Source organism: Budvicia aquatica DSM 5075 = ATCC 35567, from assembly GCF_000427805.1.
Taxonomy (GTDB): domain Bacteria; phylum Pseudomonadota; class Gammaproteobacteria; order Enterobacterales; family Enterobacteriaceae; genus Budvicia; species Budvicia aquatica.
In genome coordinates this window covers 21,172-38,469 of record NZ_ATYS01000028.1, presented here as the reverse complement: position 1 = coordinate 38,469, position 17,298 = coordinate 21,172, and the positions used below count along the sequence as shown (strand labels likewise).

Annotated in this window: 15 protein-coding genes; 9 read left to right on the top strand and 6 right to left on the bottom strand. The window is 45.9% G+C overall.

What is annotated here, in order from left to right; all coding sequences use genetic code 11:
• Window positions 1-313: 313 nt before the first annotated feature.
• Together YWE_RS0112460 and YWE_RS0112455 are read left to right on the top strand one after the other, a co-directional pair.
• Window positions 314-1,444 carry an efflux RND transporter periplasmic adaptor subunit gene (locus tag YWE_RS0112460; protein ID WP_029094839.1) on the top strand — a complete coding sequence of 377 codons (1,131 nt, stop codon included), beginning with the start codon at window positions 314-316 and terminating at the stop codon, window positions 1,442-1,444.
• 10 nt (window positions 1,445-1,454) lie between these two features.
• On the top strand, window positions 1,455-4,562 hold the full coding sequence (locus YWE_RS0112455; RefSeq protein WP_029094838.1) for an efflux RND transporter permease subunit: 3,108 nt from the start codon (window positions 1,455-1,457) through the stop codon (window positions 4,560-4,562).
• Between the two features lie 131 nt (window positions 4,563-4,693).
• Here the strand turns inward: YWE_RS0112455 and alr are convergent, their stop codons facing one another.
• A complete protein-coding gene (gene alr, locus YWE_RS0112450) occupies window positions 4,694-5,923 on the bottom strand; it encodes an alanine racemase (RefSeq protein ID WP_029094837.1) in 1,230 nt (409 codons plus the stop codon).
• Window positions 5,924-6,246: 323 nt separating this feature from the next.
• Between alr and YWE_RS31915 the strand changes: the two genes are divergently transcribed.
• Window positions 6,247-6,450, top strand: coding sequence for an IS1/IS1595 family N-terminal zinc-binding domain-containing protein (locus YWE_RS31915; protein WP_428829267.1), 204 nt, complete (start codon window positions 6,247-6,249; stop codon window positions 6,448-6,450).
• A gap of 78 nt (window positions 6,451-6,528) precedes the next feature.
• Here YWE_RS31915 and YWE_RS0112440 read toward each other — a convergent pair whose 3' ends face one another.
• The 3 genes from YWE_RS0112440 to YWE_RS0112430 all read right to left on the bottom strand — a co-directional run bounded on the left by YWE_RS0112440 (window position 6,529) and on the right by YWE_RS0112430 (window position 8,276).
• A complete protein-coding gene (locus tag YWE_RS0112440) occupies window positions 6,529-6,807 on the bottom strand; it encodes a helix-turn-helix domain-containing protein (protein ID WP_029094836.1) in 279 nt (92 codons plus the stop codon).
• 299 nt (window positions 6,808-7,106) lie between these two features.
• Window positions 7,107-7,940 carry an AraC family transcriptional regulator gene (locus tag YWE_RS27190; RefSeq protein WP_084167065.1) on the bottom strand — a complete coding sequence of 278 codons (834 nt, stop codon included), beginning with the start codon at window positions 7,938-7,940 and terminating at the stop codon, window positions 7,107-7,109.
• 12 nt (window positions 7,941-7,952) lie between these two features.
• The gene (locus YWE_RS0112430) at window positions 7,953-8,276 is read right to left on the bottom strand and encodes a DUF6506 family protein (protein WP_029094835.1); all 324 of its coding nucleotides are present in this window, start codon (window positions 8,274-8,276) and stop codon (window positions 7,953-7,955) included.
• Window positions 8,277-8,758: 482 nt separating this feature from the next.
• On the opposite strand from YWE_RS0112430, the gene YWE_RS0112425 reads away from it, so the two are divergent.
• The gene (locus YWE_RS0112425) at window positions 8,759-9,613 is read left to right on the top strand and encodes a helix-turn-helix domain-containing protein (RefSeq protein ID WP_029094834.1); all 855 of its coding nucleotides are present in this window, start codon (window positions 8,759-8,761) and stop codon (window positions 9,611-9,613) included.
• A gap of 202 nt (window positions 9,614-9,815) precedes the next feature.
• Entirely contained in the window at window positions 9,816-9,986 is a 171-nt protein-coding gene (locus YWE_RS31910; protein ID WP_428829266.1) for an IS1/IS1595 family N-terminal zinc-binding domain-containing protein, read from the top strand.
• A 206-nt stretch (window positions 9,987-10,192) separates the two neighbouring features.
• Here YWE_RS31910 and eutH read toward each other — a convergent pair whose 3' ends face one another.
• Both eutH and YWE_RS0112410 read right to left on the bottom strand, forming a co-directional pair.
• Window positions 10,193-11,446 carry an ethanolamine utilization protein EutH gene (eutH, locus tag YWE_RS0112415; protein WP_029094833.1) on the bottom strand — a complete coding sequence of 418 codons (1,254 nt, stop codon included), beginning with the start codon at window positions 11,444-11,446 and terminating at the stop codon, window positions 10,193-10,195.
• A gap of 109 nt (window positions 11,447-11,555) precedes the next feature.
• Entirely contained in the window at window positions 11,556-12,995 is a 1,440-nt protein-coding gene (locus YWE_RS0112410) for an FGGY family carbohydrate kinase (RefSeq protein ID WP_029094832.1), read from the bottom strand.
• Window positions 12,996-13,240: 245 nt separating this feature from the next.
• Here YWE_RS0112410 and YWE_RS0112405 point away from each other — a divergent pair, with 245 nt between their 5' ends.
• The 4 genes from YWE_RS0112405 (at window position 13,241) to YWE_RS0112390 (ending at window position 17,158) form a co-directional block, all read left to right on the top strand.
• A complete protein-coding gene (locus YWE_RS0112405; protein WP_029094831.1) occupies window positions 13,241-14,641 on the top strand; it encodes an NAD(P)/FAD-dependent oxidoreductase in 1,401 nt (466 codons plus the stop codon).
• Window positions 14,638-15,852 (top strand): NAD(P)/FAD-dependent oxidoreductase, encoded by a 1,215-nt coding sequence (locus YWE_RS0112400; RefSeq protein WP_029094830.1) that lies wholly within the window; start codon window positions 14,638-14,640, stop codon window positions 15,850-15,852. The genes YWE_RS0112405 and YWE_RS0112400 overlap by 4 nt, the downstream gene beginning before the upstream one ends.
• A gap of 41 nt (window positions 15,853-15,893) precedes the next feature.
• Complete coding sequence (locus YWE_RS0112395; protein ID WP_029094829.1) at window positions 15,894-16,670, top strand: DeoR/GlpR family DNA-binding transcription regulator; 777 nt, start codon at window positions 15,894-15,896, stop codon at window positions 16,668-16,670.
• 137 nt (window positions 16,671-16,807) lie between these two features.
• Window positions 16,808-17,158, top strand: a complete 351-nt coding sequence (locus YWE_RS0112390) for a DUF1937 family protein (protein WP_029094828.1) — start codon at window positions 16,808-16,810, stop codon at window positions 17,156-17,158.
• The last annotated feature ends 140 nt before the right edge of the window (window positions 17,159-17,298 follow it).

Below are 17,298 nucleotides of genomic sequence, written 5' to 3'. Positions count from 1 at the left end.
TGGCAGGTTTGTCTGGTTTTTTATTTTTTAACGTGTTTATCAGGCTGTAAAAGAGAGTTGGCAACAGGTTATGTTTTAAAATAAGGGAGTGGCAGTGGCGTTGTGAGTTATTTTTAAATATTTCAATACGTTCAGGGATGGATGCGTTTGTTTCTGGCATTTTTGTTAAAACAGACTGAGTTATCACTTTGGCTATTATGTCTTAATATATAAAGACACGCTTATGTAAACGATAGCTATTTAAATTTTTTGTGTCGTTCTCGCTGAATGCACAGAAGTATCAGCATATCATTCTAAGGGCAAAATTTACCTTATGCTTAATCGAAACTCTGTGATTCTATCCTGCTATTTGTTGGTTTTGGGTTTATTCGGGCTATCTGTGATTGGCCTGTCTGCGGCACCCGCTGCACCGCTGGTCTCTGTGAATGTGGCACTGACCCGATTAGCAACGCCAGAAAATGCACGACAATACTTAGGTCGCATCGAAGCGATGCAGATGATTGATGTTACCACCCGAACTGAAGGGTTTATTACCGAACGGCTATTTACCGATGGTCAGATGGTAAAGGAAGGGGATGTACTGTTCGAAATCGATCCTGCATTGCATCAAACGGCGGTAGCGCTGGCAGAGGCTCAGCTAGAAAGCGCTAAAGCTAATGCTCAGCATGCCCAGGTGAATCTAAATCGTTTACAGCAACTGGGTGCCAGCCGGTCGGCAAGTCAGGCCGCGGTAGATGAGGCCAGAGCACAGCGGGATATGACCCGAGCTGCCGTCGCTCAAAGTGAAGCAAACCTGCGATTGCAGCAAATTCAACTGAGCTATACTCGGATTACCTCTCCGATAACCGGGCAGGTTGGCCAAAGTCGTTTCCACGTCGGGAGTTTGATTAACCCCGCCAGCGGTTCATTAGTTAATATTGTTCAGCTTGATCCCATTCGTATCGCCATTGCCATTAATGAAAAAGACTATATTTCAGCCAGATATAAAGGCACTAAGGGTAATGACTCTTTGTCTTATATTCCACAGATCAGACTTTCAAACGGCAAACTCTATTCTGAAAGCGGCACCTTTGACTCTATCGATAACCAAATCGACACTCAGACCGGCTCCGTGGTGATCCGTACCCGGTTTAATAATCCACAGCATCTGTTATTGCCGGGCGGAGTCGTCAGCGTTTCATTATTACCTGAAGAGCCGGAAACCGTGACCATGGTGCCTATTGCTGCACTACAGCAAAATAAACAGGGCCACTTTGTTTTAGTTGTTGATAAAGAAAATAAAGTTGAAGTTCGACCAGTACAGCTAGGCAGACAGTTCCAGCAAGAATATGAAGTCGTTGAAGGACTCAAGGCTGATGAGCAAGTGATTGTTTCGGGGATTCAACATGTCAGAGCCGGCATGACGGTGAATGCGCACCCGGTTGCATCACAAACAGTTAATTAAGGGAAAGCAGATGCTGCATTTTTTTATTCATCGTCCTAAATTCGCCATTGTTATTTCCTTGGTTATCGCACTGATTGGCGCCGTGTCGGTCTATATTCTTCCGGTTGAACAATATCCTGATATTGCACCTCCGGTGGTTTCTGTTAGCGCTGTATATCCCGGTGCCAGCGCCCGGGACGTTGTTCAGGCCGTTGCCTCGCCGCTTGAGGCGCAGGTCAATGGCGTAAGTAACATGATGTATATGGAGTCAAGCAGTGCGAATAACGGCGGTTATCAGCTAAACATTACCTTTGCCAGCGGTACTGACCCGGACATGGCGGCGGTAGAAGTACAAAACCGGATATCACAAGTTAGCGCTCGCTTACCGGCAGAGGTAAATAACCAAGGTATTTCAGTACGCAAACGCGCATCGAATCTGTTGCTCGGTATCAGTGTCTATTCGCCAAATAAGACTCACGATAATCTGTTCGTTAGTAACTACACCACCATCCAACTTAGAGATGCCTTAGCCAGGGTAAACGGAGTGGGTGACGTGCAGGTGTTCGGTGCCCGTGATTACAGCATGCGCGTCTGGCTTGACCCGCAGAAAATGGAATCACTGAACGTCAGCGTTCAGGACATCGTTACGGCATTACAACAGCAAAACGTACAGGCGGCGGCAGGGCAAATTGGCGTAACGCCAATATCCGATCGGCAGCAGCAATCACTGACCATCAGCGGACAAGGGGGAATGACCACGCCGGCGGAATTCAGCAATGTGATTATCCGCACTAACTCCAGCGGTGGCTCAGTCAGAGTTCGCGACGTTGCGCGGGTTGAATTAGGGGCTGAAAACTATCAGATTAATGCGTCATTAAACCAGATGGATTCCGCCTTCTTGGGAGTCTACCCGGCACCGGGTGCTAATGCGCTTAACGTTGCTCATGATATTCAGCAGGAAATGAAGCGCCTTTCTGCCCGTTTTCCTGACGATCTGGCGTATGGCATCAAATATGACTCAACGGTTCCGGTAACGGCGACGCTGAATGAAATTATTATTTCTCTAACGCTGACGCTGATTATTGTGCTGGCGGTGGTTTATCTGTTCTTACAGAGCCTGCGGGCAACCTTTATTGTGGCTTTGACCATGCCGGTGGCATTGTTGGGTACGTTTGCCGCACTGTATGTTTTTGGCTATTCGGCCAATACGCTAAGCCTGTTTGCCATTATATTGGCTCTGACTATTGTGGTAGATGATGCCATTGTGGTGGTGGAAAACGTTGAGCGCATATTATTGTTAGACGACTCACTGACGCCAACTGATGCCACTCGCAAAGCCATCAGTCAGATCGCCGGCCCTATTATTGCCACAACCTTAGTGCTGATGGCGGTATTTGTACCTATCGCGGTTCTTCCCGGCATTGTGGGAGAGCTTTATCGCCAGTTTGCCGTAACGCTGTCTGCGGCGGTGATTTTCTCCAGTATTAACGCACTAACCCTGACTCCGGCTCTGTGCAGTATTTTATTAAAACGCCGTACTTTGTCGGAAAGCGGATTTTTTGGCCACTTCAACCGCAACTTTGATCGCCTGCGGGATGGCTATGTCACTCTGACCGGGCATATCAGCTATAAAGCCTATATCAGTGTGATTGCGGTGATCCTGGTCTGTTTCGCCTCTTGGTGGGGATACAGCAAACTGCCAGCGTCCTTTTTGCCGGAAGAGGATCAGGGCTACTTTTTTGTTAACGTTCAGCTACCCGATGGCGCGTCGCTTAATCGTACCCAAGCCGTGATGGATCAAATGCACGAGGTGATCAACAACGATGCTGCTATAGAGGACGTGATTAAAATTACCGGTTTTAGCCTGTTGACCGGGACTAACTCATCCAACGTTGGTTTTGCCATTGTGATGCTAAAACCGTGGGAAGATCGTCGGCATATCGATGGGATTGTTGCTGACCTTCAGGCCCAGCTGTCAGCCGTTCCTTCGGCGATGATTATGGTGATTCAGCCTCCGTCGATTGCCGGGTTAGGCAATGCTTCCGGTTTTGACCTACGGATTCAGGCATTAGATGGCCAGTCGCCTCAAGAGCTGGCGCAGGTTAGTCAGGGGATTATTTTTGCCGCCAACCAACATCCGCAGCTTAACCGGGTATTTACGACTTTCAGTGCTTCGGTACCTGAAATTGAGCTGAGTATCGATCGCGAACGGGCGGCACTGCTACAGGTACCGGTTAGCCGGATATTTAATACGTTACAGACGTCATTTGGCGGGATGTCGATTGGTGATTTTGCTCATAGTAACCGCATGTTCCGGGTTCAGGTGCAAAAAGATATGGATTTCCGCCAGCAGATGGAACAAATCAACCACGTTACCGTGCGCAGCGACACCGGTGCGTTGGTGAACTTAGCTAATATCATTACGCTCAGGCCTTCTTTAGGGGCGCCGTTTATCAGTAACTTTAACCAGTTCCCGGCCATTTCTGTCAGTGGCTTAGCCGCGGACGGTTTTAGCTCAGGTCAGGCCATGACAGCAATGGAGAGCGTACTGGACGCGAACTTACCTGCCGGATATAGCTATGCGTGGAGCGGAATGTCATTTCAGGAACAGCAAAGTCAGGGGCAGGCGGTGTATATCTATGCGGCAGCATTGATATTCGCTTACCTGTTCTTAGTGGCTCAATATGAAAGCTGGACTATTCCTCTGGTGGTAAAACTGTCGGTTATTTTTGCCATTGCGGGGGCGATATTCGGGCTATCCATTGCCGGCTTTGCCAATGATGTTTATGTACAAATCGGCCTGATACTGTTGATCGGTCTGGCGGCGAAGAATGCGATTTTAATCGTAGAGTTTTCTAAAGCCAGAAGAGAGGAGGGGGCCAGCATTGTCGAAGCCGCACAGGATGGTGCTAAACAGCGTTTTCGGGCGGTAATGATGACGGCGATTTCCTTTATTCTCGGGGTGTTACCATTAGTCTTTGCCAGCGGTGCAGGTGCCATGAGCCGACAAATTATTGGTATTACCGTGTTCTGGGGAATGTTAATGGCAACCGCGGTGGGAATTCTGTTTATTCCGGCGTTCTATCTGCATCTACAGCGTTTACGTGAGTGGGTTAAATCACGGGGTAAGCCAAGCTAATCAGATGATGTTGCCGATCGCTAAATTTCACCCTTAAGGATAAGCGGCTTAGCGAAATCAAAAATAACGGGGCCGGATAATTCATTCCGGCCCGTCAGATATTAAAAATAAACTATCGGCTGCAAGTGAGACTAATCGACTAAAATCCGTTGATTAGTGGCCCCCCAAAGTATCGACATCTCGGTAAATAGCGCGCCGCTAATGTCTTCAACTTCTGTCGCCGTTACTTCGGCATTACCCTGTTTGCCAAAGAAAACAACCTCATCGCCGGGGCTGACATTTTTCAGGTCGGTTACATCGACCATCACGGTGTTCATCGACGTTTTACCCACCACCGGAACGCGCTGTCCTTGGATCAAAACATGGCCCGCATTACTGAATACACGACGGTAACCGTCGGCATATCCGACCGGAATATTAGCCAGTAACGAGTCACGCTTTAGGGTATAAGTGCGATCGTAGCCAACGGTGTTGCCTTTTGGATAGTGGTTCAGAGCAGCGATAGACGACTTGAACGTCATAACGCGTAAGTATTCAGTACTGGCAATGGTATCACCATAGAAAATCCCACCGACGCGCACCATATCCAGCCAAGATTCCGGTACGGTCAGGGTTGCGAAGGTATTGGCAACGTGTAATGTCACGTCATCACGCTTAATGCCGGTAACCTCAAGCACCTGCTGTGATTGCTTTTTAAATCGGGCAAGATCCTTGCGAACGGCATTTGCGTCTTCTTCCGGATAGTGGGACATAATGCCGACAATTTTCAGGTGACCCAGCTCAGAAATAGCCTTAGCTTGATCCAGACCCGCACGGTTATTCACTTCCAGACCATTACGTGACATGCCGCCGGAGTTCAGTGCTAAGTGGACGCGCAGCGTTTTGCCCTGCTGTGCAGCAATGTTATTCAGGCGCTTTGCCATATCCAGATTACCGATCAGCTCTTCTACATCATAATCCGCAGCCTGACGCATCTCTTCTTCTGTGGCATTTCGAACGCGCATCAACCGGCCGGTGAAGCCCTGATCCCGAACGGTTTTCAATTCCTGGTTACTGGCGACCCCGATGCACTGAACGTTGTTTTTTACCATCACCGGTGCTACCAGTGACAGATCGTGGCCGTAGGCATCACCCTTTAAAATTGCGCACAGAGAGGATTTATCTCCCAGTAACGTTTGAACTTTTTTAATGTTGTATTCCAGAGCGCTTTTAGAAATCTCGATTTTGGCATTATTCACTACGGCCGATCGGCTGTGAGAAGTTCCAGACAGAGAGTTTGTTGACGTGTCATTGGCGGGCTGCTGACAGGCTGTCAATGCAAGCAGAGGGATAAAAACTAAATGGCGTAACTGCAGCGGCATGCTAACTCCTAGCAAAAATAAAAAATGGTTTTGTTGACCCTATATCAGCTGTTTTTTTTAGGTCTCACTGACGGTAGGTTTTTACTCTGACAGAGGACTATAAGGGGTTTTTCTGTCGGCCACATTAATAAATAGCAGAAGCGTTGGCCTGTCAATATGTTAGTGAGAATAGTGGACGCCAATATGAAATTTAACGGCGTTATTATCAGCGCCTTTTTTATTAGATTGAACCCGCCTGGACTCACCATAAATAGTGATATTGAAAACCATCGATCAGAACATATATCGAAGATCGACCTTTTATAGCCGTTATTATAGGAGGTATGAAGATGAAAGGTTATGTGTTTGCCTGTCCTCATTGCCATGAGTGGCGCAGTGTACGCAAGCATGGTAAAACCCGATCAGGATTACAGCGATATTATTGCTCTGAGTGTCGAAGAACTTTTCAGATAAAATATATTTATCAGATTGATAAAGGCAAAAGCGAAACAATAAAACCATCGGCGGAGATGGCCGAAACCTGTTAGCAACGAAATAATCTTGCCCATTCATTAATTGGCTAAATCGCTGCCATATTAGCGACTGGGCAAGCAACGGCTATTTTGTTAATTGACCATTTCGCTTAGGGTGACGGTCTTTCTTGGCATCCGTTCTTTGCGCTTTCCCGTATGCGGGTCGTAATACCTGCTCGGCCATATTTCGCTCGGATGAACGTCTATTGCATCAGCAATTAACCATTCGCCTTTTGGCCACGGACGTAATAGTGCATTTGCCAACGTGGATGAGCTCAACCCTGCGGAGCGTGATACGGCGGCTAGCGTGGTGCCTTTTTTACGCAGTGCGGCAATGATATCTGCGGTATGACTGTCTGTTCTTATTTGCATTAGAGCGTTCTCCCGACCAAGTGATGGATTGATTCATGCCAGAACCTGAATGAACATAAACTACAGTATATATATACAGTAAAATATTCAATCGGAGGAACGGGCATCTAACGGAAGAATATTAAAGTTTCGGTAAAGATCGCAAAAAAATGCAACTGAAGATCATTGTTAATTAAAAGATTATATTTTATTTATATCAATATGTTGTATTAAAAATGGTTGTGTTAAAGAGAAAAACAGCGTGAGTAAAGTCATCATAGATATCAAATTAAATGTCATAAGTTCAGCGCTTGTTACCGTCAGAGATCGGTCATGCTCTCAGGGGAAACATAATAATTTAATCCTTTATATTGTTCGGTAAATAACTGACCGGGCGTGAGTCCCGTATAGAACCGGCAGGTTTTAATGAAGTGGGATTGGTCGCTGTATCCATTGGCTAGCGCACTGTCCAGCATGCCCTGGCCGGCTAATATTTGACGAATGGTATGCTGAAAACGCGCAGTGCGGCAAAAATAGCGGGCGTCGACGCCAATAAAGTGTCGAATGTGTCTTTCCATGGTGCGTGGAGTCAGGGCAAGTTGCTCGCGAACTGTGAGCAAATCTTCACCATAATAGAGCTGATTTGCTGCCCGGGCCATATAAGAAACCGCGGTAAGGTGCTTATCAAGCAGATGAATTAACCAGCGTTCTAATTGGCTTACCTGTATGTTAAAAGGAACTTCTGACAGATCGGGAAAGGGGTATTTTAATGCCATATCGTTCAGCGATACCGGCCTGTCACCCAATTCTTCAAGAGAGAGATTAAATAGGGGGAAGCTCGTTCCGCACCGTAAGCGAGCGGATATAAAGCGCACATCAGACTTAGGCGTTAGTGGCGAAAGTCGAATCCTTGCCCTGCGGGGAGTGAATAGGAAGGCATCTCCGGTTCTGATGGTTTGAGTATCGGTTATGATGCTACCGTTGAGAGGAATCAGCTCGACTAATAGGTCACCTCCCTGATTAAACATCAGCTCTCCGCCGGTACCCGGCAGCAGCTCCGGCAAGACAACACCGGCTGGCAAATGCCAACGCCAGTAATGTGCTATCCATGGGGACAGCACATTCGATGGCGCCGCGATATGTCGCAACATCATTTTGGATTACACTTAATCAGCATGAGCAGCGTTGATGCTGTCGCCGCTGCGAAAGCCGAGTAAAGGATGATTATCAAAGCGCACTACGCCAACCTGTATCCGGCCATTAGCCGCTTCAACCATCCGTGCTACGCCTTGATGACCAAAGCCTGCACATAGTTCAATGCCAGTAATACCCTCTTGATATAGCGCATCAATGAGATCACATCCTTGCTGATAGTGGCTAACCGCTAAGGTTTTAAGATGGATATGTTTGGTTTTTACCCATGAATTATGGATGGTCGGATCCGCTTCAGGAGCAATAAAAATAAAGGCCACTTTTAAAATATCTGTCATTGGTTTATCTCCGGTTTGTGATAATCCGTAAACCATATCGCTTATCTGACTCAATGAATTGTACCACGCCGACAGGCACCGATATTTCAACCTTTCTGTATGTTTCTCTATCTTAGGTTTTTTCGCCAGCATAACGGCTTTTCATATGCCCATCTCGAAAACCACAAAGTAGTACACAAGGAAAATAGTTTCATAATAAATGAAACTTTTGATCACTAATTGGCCTCTAATGCACCTATACCTTAAGCGGTGGTTTTTTCTATTTATATTATGACTGTATCGGTTGGGATTAATTTTAGATGGTGACGTTTTTTGAGTTTTTTATATTTTGTTATTCATTCAATTTTAGTTTTGACTTCATTTTTGCATAAAAAGCTAAACTGTGTTTTAACAATTCGATTATTCTTGGCCCTATTCTTTGGCTAATTTTGGATTTTGTGGGTAGCGGGCTTTGGTGCTATTGCATCTTTCTGAGCGTAGGCATGATACAACAACAAACTGTTAACGTTATCCTTCAATGGATCGAAGAGAACTTAGAGAAAGATATATATCTTGAAGATATTACAGTTCTCTCTGGATATAGCCGGCGTCATATTCAATCATTATTTAAGAATTATGTTGATATGACGATTGGTGCCTACATTCGGCAGAGAAAACTGTGTCGTGCCGCATTATTGTTACATCTTACTAACTTATCCATTATTGATATTGCTATTCGGTTAAATTTTGATTCTCAGCAGTCTTTTAGCCGCGAATTTAAAAAATTGTTTGGACGCTCACCTGGCCAATACCGTAATAGTCCTGAGTGGGATTTAACTTATTTACGTGCACCTCATCTGGTCAATAAGAGGGATATCCCTAAGTTCGAACTATGTCATCTGCAAGACCAGTTTTATCGGGGATATCAATTTGCCTATGAGGTTGGGTTGTTGAATGATATCTACCCAGATATGAGTACTTTTCGGTTAGATGGAATCAAAGAGAATTTAAATAAGCATCAGAATGATATCTATTTAGTCTCTGATTTTGTTGCTTCTCAAAGTAAGAGTGGTGCTATTTGTGTCACCACGAATATAGGTATAAAAACGGATAGCGAACAACTGATGCCCGATGCCAAATCATTTCATTCTGAAGCCGGTCTGTATGCCCATTTTCATTTTGAAGGTGAGTGGAACACTTACGCTGAGTTATCTAATCATATTTATCTTGAAGAGTTACCGGCGCGCGGTTTGAAAAGAAGAGCCGGAGGGGATATTGAACATATTCATTATGATGGAACGATAATTACCGATACAAAACATTGGATTACGTGTGATTATTTTATTCCTATCGAATAATAGCGCCCGTTTAATGGTATCTATTTAGCTAAGGTTGGTTGACTCTGATTATATTTCAGCACCTGTTTTAGCTGCTTCTCACCGTCTGTTTATATGATGTTATCTCGTCAGGTTTTGTATGGATAAATATTATTATTTTGATACTGGTCAAGCATAAATAATATACCGAAAATTAACTAAAATAATTATTAGAGGAGTTTATATGAAAGGATATATTTCTTCCTGTCCTTATTGTGGCGATAAGCATGGCGTTCGTAAACATGGTAAGGGTCGTACAGGCTGTCAGCGCTACTACTGTCGTGCATGTCAGAAAACCTTTCAGGGCAAATATATATACAATGTGAAGTTAAATTCGCTGCCGGTTGCAGGATAAAGCCAGCCTGGTGAACCTGCTATTTAGCTTTATATGTAAAACAATAAGTTAGCGGGTATTAATTTGAGATGTTCTGAAGCCTTAGCTCTGGGATTGAAAAGAGAGGCTTTAGACGCGATGTCGTTATAGATGGCAAATAAATATAAAAGGCCACCGCGATGATCGCCGGTGGCCTATAACTTATGGTGTGGTAATAATGTGTGTTTCTAGCCCATAACGGACTGTTGCGTGCTGATTGCCAACTTTCTTTCGATCATTTCCTGTTCTAGGTCCTGTTGCTGAAAACGTTCGGCTGCCGGAACAGAAATCTTAATGGCAATCAGTACAGCCAAGAAGCCACCGGCTAATTTACCCAATAAAATAGGCAGGACTAGCGTTGGTTGGAAGTTGGCGGTGAAAGCCAGATGATCACCAATGGTCGCCTGAGCACATACGCCAAAAGCGACGCACAGCACTTTGTCACGGGCTTTCATATTAATAAATAGGTGATAAGTGGCGATGATATTGGCTAATACCATAATAAACGCCAGTGCACCGGTATCGGTTAACTTTAACGCTTTACTCAGGGCACCTACCAGACGCTTACAGTATTTCTGGAACAGGTAACAGATAGGGAAGGTACCTGCCAGCATAATCCCGATATATCCGGCGATCTCAATCGCTCTGAATAGCTCTTTTTGATCGGCAAACAGAGGATCAAATCCCCACGAACCAAAGACTTTAGCAAACACGCCGGTAAAGTGTTCGATGATCGAACAGGCCAAAACCAGTTTGATAAAGGCATCCATGATTTTACCGAACACCAAAAACCCGGCCACCATCAGTTGGGGACGGTACTTCAAGCCAGCCGCCAGCAGAAAACAGAAGGCAAACAGCGGGGCCAGATACTGCAGCATAGTGATGAAATCGAGCGACAGGTGATATGTCGCCGGTGAGGTAGTTGAAATAATGTCGCGAACGGGGATGTTATTAAACGTAATCAGCAGTAATGAGGCTAATACGCCAAACGGAATACTGATTAACCCGGCCATTGCGCCTAATGCCAGATATTTATGGTCTTGACGATTTAGCATCGTCAGGCCAACCGGAATCAGATACACAATGGTGGCACCAGAAGTGTAGCCAATCAGCATGGCGGTAATCCACATATCGCGGTTAGTGGTCAGGGCATCAGCCAGCTGATAGCCACCCATATCTACCGCGATAATGGATAACGCCGCAATCGAGACATCAGAACCTACGGCGCTGAATACCGGCCCAAGTAAGTGTGAAATCGCTTTAGACAGCAGCGGGACTGCGGCCATAATGCCGGCCTGTGCCAGAAATACCGGGCCAATAGAGTGTATGCCGTTGACAAACTCTTTGCCCAGTCCGCTGTCTGGTTTAATGATAGAGGCCAGTGCACCCACCAGCGTCCCCACCATAATAAGATAAATAACGTAGTTACCGAACTCTGCCATGGGATATCCTTTTTTATTTTATCCCCTTGATACTTCAAGCTGCCTCTTTGTTGGCTGGGTTCTCTTGCCGCCTCAATGCAACTCGAATTATTTTGGGGGTATTATTTTATTAACTGCGCAAGCCTCGTGAACGGGCAATGATTTCTTGATATCTTTCCATTACGCCGGACATTGAGCTGTTATTTGGTTTTGTAATTTGGGCATTTTGTTTAAAGGTGATAGGACGTTCTATTCCCAGCCCTTTTCGGGCCAGCATGGCAGCACCGAGCGCCGTAACTTCACGGTTCTCAGGCGCAACAATGTTTTTTTGAATTAGATTGGCAAGAAACTGTTTGAAGTACTGATTAGAAGAAAGGCCGCCATCAACCGAGATACTGTCGCCCAGTGGAGATAGCTTATCCATGGCGATAATCACCTCAGCAGAACGTGCCGCGATGCCTTCCAGTACTGACTGTAGAAGATCTTTTCTCTCGGTATCTAATGACAGACCCGCCCATATGCCGGCGGCAGAACGATCCCAGTAGGGGCAACCCAAACCAGATAACGCAGGGACGAAAGCCAGCCCTCGGGATATAGCTGATTCTCTGTCGAAATCACTCAGTTCATCGAAATTTTCAAGCAGGCCGATTTTTTTCACCCAGTTAAGGGCCGATGCGGCGTTGTATACGCCGCCGTCCAGACCGAAGACCGGTTTTTGGCCGGGGAATTTCCAACATAATGTGGGTAACAGGCCGGAGTCCTTGGTATCGGCAATGGTCGTTCCGGTTAGCGATTGCAGGAAAGCACCGGTGCCGAATGTCACTTTAGCATCTCCCTGATTGCGACAGCCGTGGCCGTAGGTTCCGGCAAATTGGTCAACGATCACGGCGGTGACCTGCGTGATATGCCCGTCCAGATTAATACTGCCGAAATCACCAACCGTATCGTGAATTTCTGGCAGGCAGTGAATTGGAACGCCGAATATTTCACACAGTTCAGGGTCCCATGTCAGGGTGTGGATATTAAACAGCGACGTGCGCGATGCGGCATTATAGTCAGTGCAATAAACCCCGCATAAACGGTCGAGGAAAAAGGCATCCATGGTTCCGATGCGTAATTTTCCTTTGTCAGCCAGCTGCTTAACGCCAACAATATTCTCAATAATCCAGTTCATCTTACTGGCTGAAAAGTAGGGATCGAGCGGCAGACCGGATTTTTGCTGAACGATCGGTTCCATACCCCGATCTTTCATCTGCTGAATACGCTTTTCGGTTCGCATATCCTGCCAAATAATGGCGTTATATAACGGCTTCTTACTGTCGGCATGCCACGCAACAATACTTTCCCCCTGATGACAGATGCCAAGAGCATCCACCACTTCACAGGCTGATAAGCATTTCATCATGTTGGCCAGAATCTCTTCCGGATCGTGTTCAACCCAGCCGCTGTTTAGCGTGATTTGCTTATGGGGAATGCTCATTGGTGAGTGAGAGCGGCCACTTTCGTCGAAAACCACGATTCTGGTTCCGGTCGTTCCTTGATCGATTGCCGCATAGCGTTGGTTAAGCATTGTTCACTTCCTTCAATATTATTGTTGTTAATTGGAGTGTTTTTTTGATTATCTCGATCAAACGGAAATAAAATCCACATAAATATCACATTTTGTTTCTTATGTGTGACAAGTGTCACAAGAAATTAACATTGTGGCGTTGTTTTCGTTATGTGTGATTATTGATGTTGTTTTTAATGTTGATATTGTGGATTTGGTGTGGTTTTATGTGTTCAGGAAACAAAATTCATCGGGATTACCTGAATATGAAAAATCAAAATGACCAGATCTGGGACGTAATTGTAATCGGCGGTGGTGTGGTGGGCTGCGCCGTTGTGCGCAAGTTTGCCCTACTCGGGGCAAAAACGTTATTGCTGGAAAGGGGAGGGGATATTCTCTCTGGCGCCAGTAAAGCAAACAGTGCGTTGTTGCACACCGGTTTTGATGCACCGGCGCAAAGCCTTGAGTTGAGCTGTATTCAAAACGGCTACCGAGAATTCATGGAGATCAAAGATAAAATGAATTTGCCGTTGCTACAGACCGGGGCACTGGTTGTGGCGTGGAGTGAGGAGCAACTGGCTAAGCTCCCGGGTATTATCGAACAGGCGCACGCTAACGCGGTGTTAGACGTTGAGCTTATTGATAAAGACGAGCTTTATCGACGTGAGCCCAAGCTGGCTCCGGGCGCACTGGCGGCAGTGAGCGTGCCGGGGGAGGCCGTTATGGATCCTTGGAGTTCACCATTAGCTTACTTAACTCAGGCGGTTAAACATGGTGCAAGCTATCAGTTTCACTGTGAGGTAGAGGGCGGGGCACTAAATCAAGGCATCTGGACATTACAAACTAAGAAAGGTGAGTTTAATGCCCGTTTAGTCATCAACTGTGCGGGAATTAACGGTGATATTGTAGAAAGTATCTGTCATCCATCTCCGTTTCAGATTAAACCCAGAAAAGGGCAGTTCCTTATTTATGACAAGGTCGCGGCCGAAGATATTAACGCGATTATTTTGCCGGTGCCCACCGCCATTACAAAAGGCGTGTTGCTGACTAAAACCATTTTTGGCAATTTATTGCTGGGACCAACGGCAGAAGAACAAGACGACCGCTGGAAGGCGGAAGTGAAACAAGAGGTGCTGGAAGATCTTATCCGCCAAGGCAGCAAAATGTTGCCGAGCCTGCATAACTACAGTGTAACCGCCACTTACGCAGGCCTTCGCCCGGCAACAGAAGAAAAATATTACCGTATTGCTGACTATCCTGAAAAACAGTGGATTTGCGTCGGGGGCATTCGTTCTACCGGGCTAACCTCTGCTTTGGGCGTTGCACAGCATATTGCCGGCCTGTATCAGGATAACTTTGCACCCCTGTTTGAATTCAACCCGCCGCAAGAGATTATCTGGCCGAAAATGCCGGTGTTGTCTGAATACCATCAGCGTGATTACCAGCATGAAGACAATGGCGGCATAGTTTGCCACTGTGAACTGGTTACCCGGCGGGAAATTGAGTCGGTATTTGATTCCGATATTCCTCCCGAATGTCTCGGCGGTTTACGCCGAAGAACCAGGGCGATGATGGGGCGCTGTAACGGGTTTTTCTGCAGCAATAAAGTGGCTGAAATTATTAATCATCGTTTTGAAAATACGCTGGCCGTGGAGGTGCTGAAATGAAACTGAATTATGATGCGATCATTATTGGTTCAGGCCCCTCAGGAATTGCCGCTGCGACGGCCCTAAAGCAGCAAGGGATTAACGATATTGTCATTCTGGAGCGAGAATCACAGCCCGGCGGCGTTCCCCGACACTGTCAGCACCCGACTTTTGGCCTATTGGCTTTTAAACAGCCAATGAAAGGCTCGACGTTTGTGCAGAAAATTCTGGCGTTAAGCGCCGATGTACCGGTGATGACAAACACGACGGTAGTCGAAATTCGCCCTGAAGGTAAGTTGCTTATATCCAGCGATAAAGGAATAACGGAGATACAGGGCAAGCGGGTGTTGATAGCAACCGGTGCACGGGAAACGCCACGTCACCCTCGTTTAGTTTCAGGCCTGCGCCCTCAGGGGGTCTTGACCACCGGTGCGCTGCAACAGTTTGTCTACCTTAACCGTCAGAAACCCTGCCGTAATCCGGTAATTATTGGCAGCGAGATCGTTAGTTTTTCCGCTATCTGGACTCTGCGTAATGCGGGGGTTAAAGCTAAAGCGATGATTGAATCGCAGGCAAGAATAACCGCTAACCGGCCATTAAGTCTGGTCTCTAAACTAATGGGGGTACCTCTGCATTTAAATACCAAGCTGGTAGAAATTGGCGGGTTAGAGCGGGTTGAATACGTATTAGTTGAACGTAACGGCCAGACTGAACGTATCGACTGTGATGCCGTGATATTCACCGGTGAATTTACCGGGGAATACAGCTTAATCAGAAAAAGCCATCTTGATTTTATTGCTCATTCGGGGTGTCCGGTGGTTGATGCTGATGGCCGCTGTTCGGATGCGGCTTACTATGCGCTCGGTAATATGTTGCATCCGGCTGATATGGGCGACCAGTGTTATCAGGAAGGTAAAGTGATAGGGCTGGCGGTCGCCAGAGACCTGAATGATAACGCTGAATCTGTTTTGAATCGAATCCCTATTCAGCACGATAAACATATTCTGTTTACCGCGCCAACCTGTGTTAATACCTCGGCGGCAGCGGACCCGTTTAATCTGAATATTCGCGTAAAACATGCAGTTAGTGGTCAGGTTACGGTAAAAGTCGGCAACACCGTTTTATATCAGGGTAATCACCGCTGCTTACCGGGGCGAAGAATTATGCTGAAAAATGTGAAAGCGGAATTGATACCGCTAAATGCTACAGAAATCAGTGTGAGTATCGTATAGTTGAGTGAAATTGAGTGACTTAATAACAGGATACAAAGTATATGGCTGAAGGACGTTCATCTAATTTCCGGCATCAAACGATTCTGGAACAGTTATCCTCTAACGGTCAGGTATTTGTGCACGATTTAGCGGCGTATTTTAACGTTGCGCAGGAGACTATCCGTCGCGATCTGACCAAGCTGGAATCCCAAAAGCTGCTGAAGAAAGTCCATGGTGGTGCGGTAAACATCCAGTCTAAGTTTGAACGTAATTTTTCAGAGCGCGCTAAAGTCGCGCTTGATGAGAAAAAGGCCATAGCGGTAAAAGCGGCAGCAGTGATTAAGTCCGGCGACACGTTATTTATTGATTTTGGCTCAACCACGGTTGAGTTTAGTCAAAGTGTGAAAATGATAAATAACCTGACGGTGATAACAAACTCTCCCTTGATTGCCAGCATCATGCAGGAGAACCCAACGATTGACACCATCCTGATTGGTGGTCAGTTTATCGGTTCTCAGTATGCCTGTTTAGGGGCGATTGCCCTGCAAAATATCAGTGAGCTATTTGCTGACTATGCGGTTATCGGCGTCGGGGCTATCGATGTCAACCGGGGCATTATGGATCAGAATATTGATGAAGCCGCGGTTGCCCGCAAGATGTTGGAAAACAGCGATAAACTGATCGTTTTAGCGGACTCATCGAAAGTGAATAAGCACGCGATTAATCTGGTTACCGGCTGGGAGAATGTCGATATTCTGGTAACCACGGGTAAAGATATTAAGATATCGGGTAAAAATAAAACCAAGATTATACTGGCTAATGCGGGGGGCGATGTTTAACCCGTCATAATAATAGTCAGGCAATCTATTTTCTAAACAATAGGCTATTAAATTAATAGCCTATATATGCTTACGCTTTTATCTGAGCGTTGAGTCATTTCCATCCGTAACGATCAATATAATTTAAAGGAACAATAATGAAACTCTATTTTATTGCCTGCCCTTATTCAGATAAGAATAACGAGGTTGTTGAACAACGTTTTAATCAATGTACTGAGGTGGCAACAGCATTATCACTAGCCGGTCATGCGGTATATAGCCAAATTACCATGACTCACCCGATAAACCTGGTGGCTTCGGCACAGGGGAAAAAGATTAGCTGGACTCCGATCGATGAGGCTTATATGGCACGCTGTGATGAACTTATCGTACTGACTTTACCCGGCTGGGACAAGAGCAGCGGTGTTGCCGGAGAAATCGAGTATTTTAAATCCCGAGGCAGAAAAGTATGGACCTATGATGAATTCGCACAGGAGCACGGTATTTAATTTTCAGCCTGGATAATAGCACCTGAATATAAGAGTTAGGTGCTGTATGGTTATATTGAAAAATAATTTAAATCTATTTAAAAAGTGGATTTCTTAGTGATTAATATAGCGTTAACCTTCGTTTTTTCTAATTTAACTTG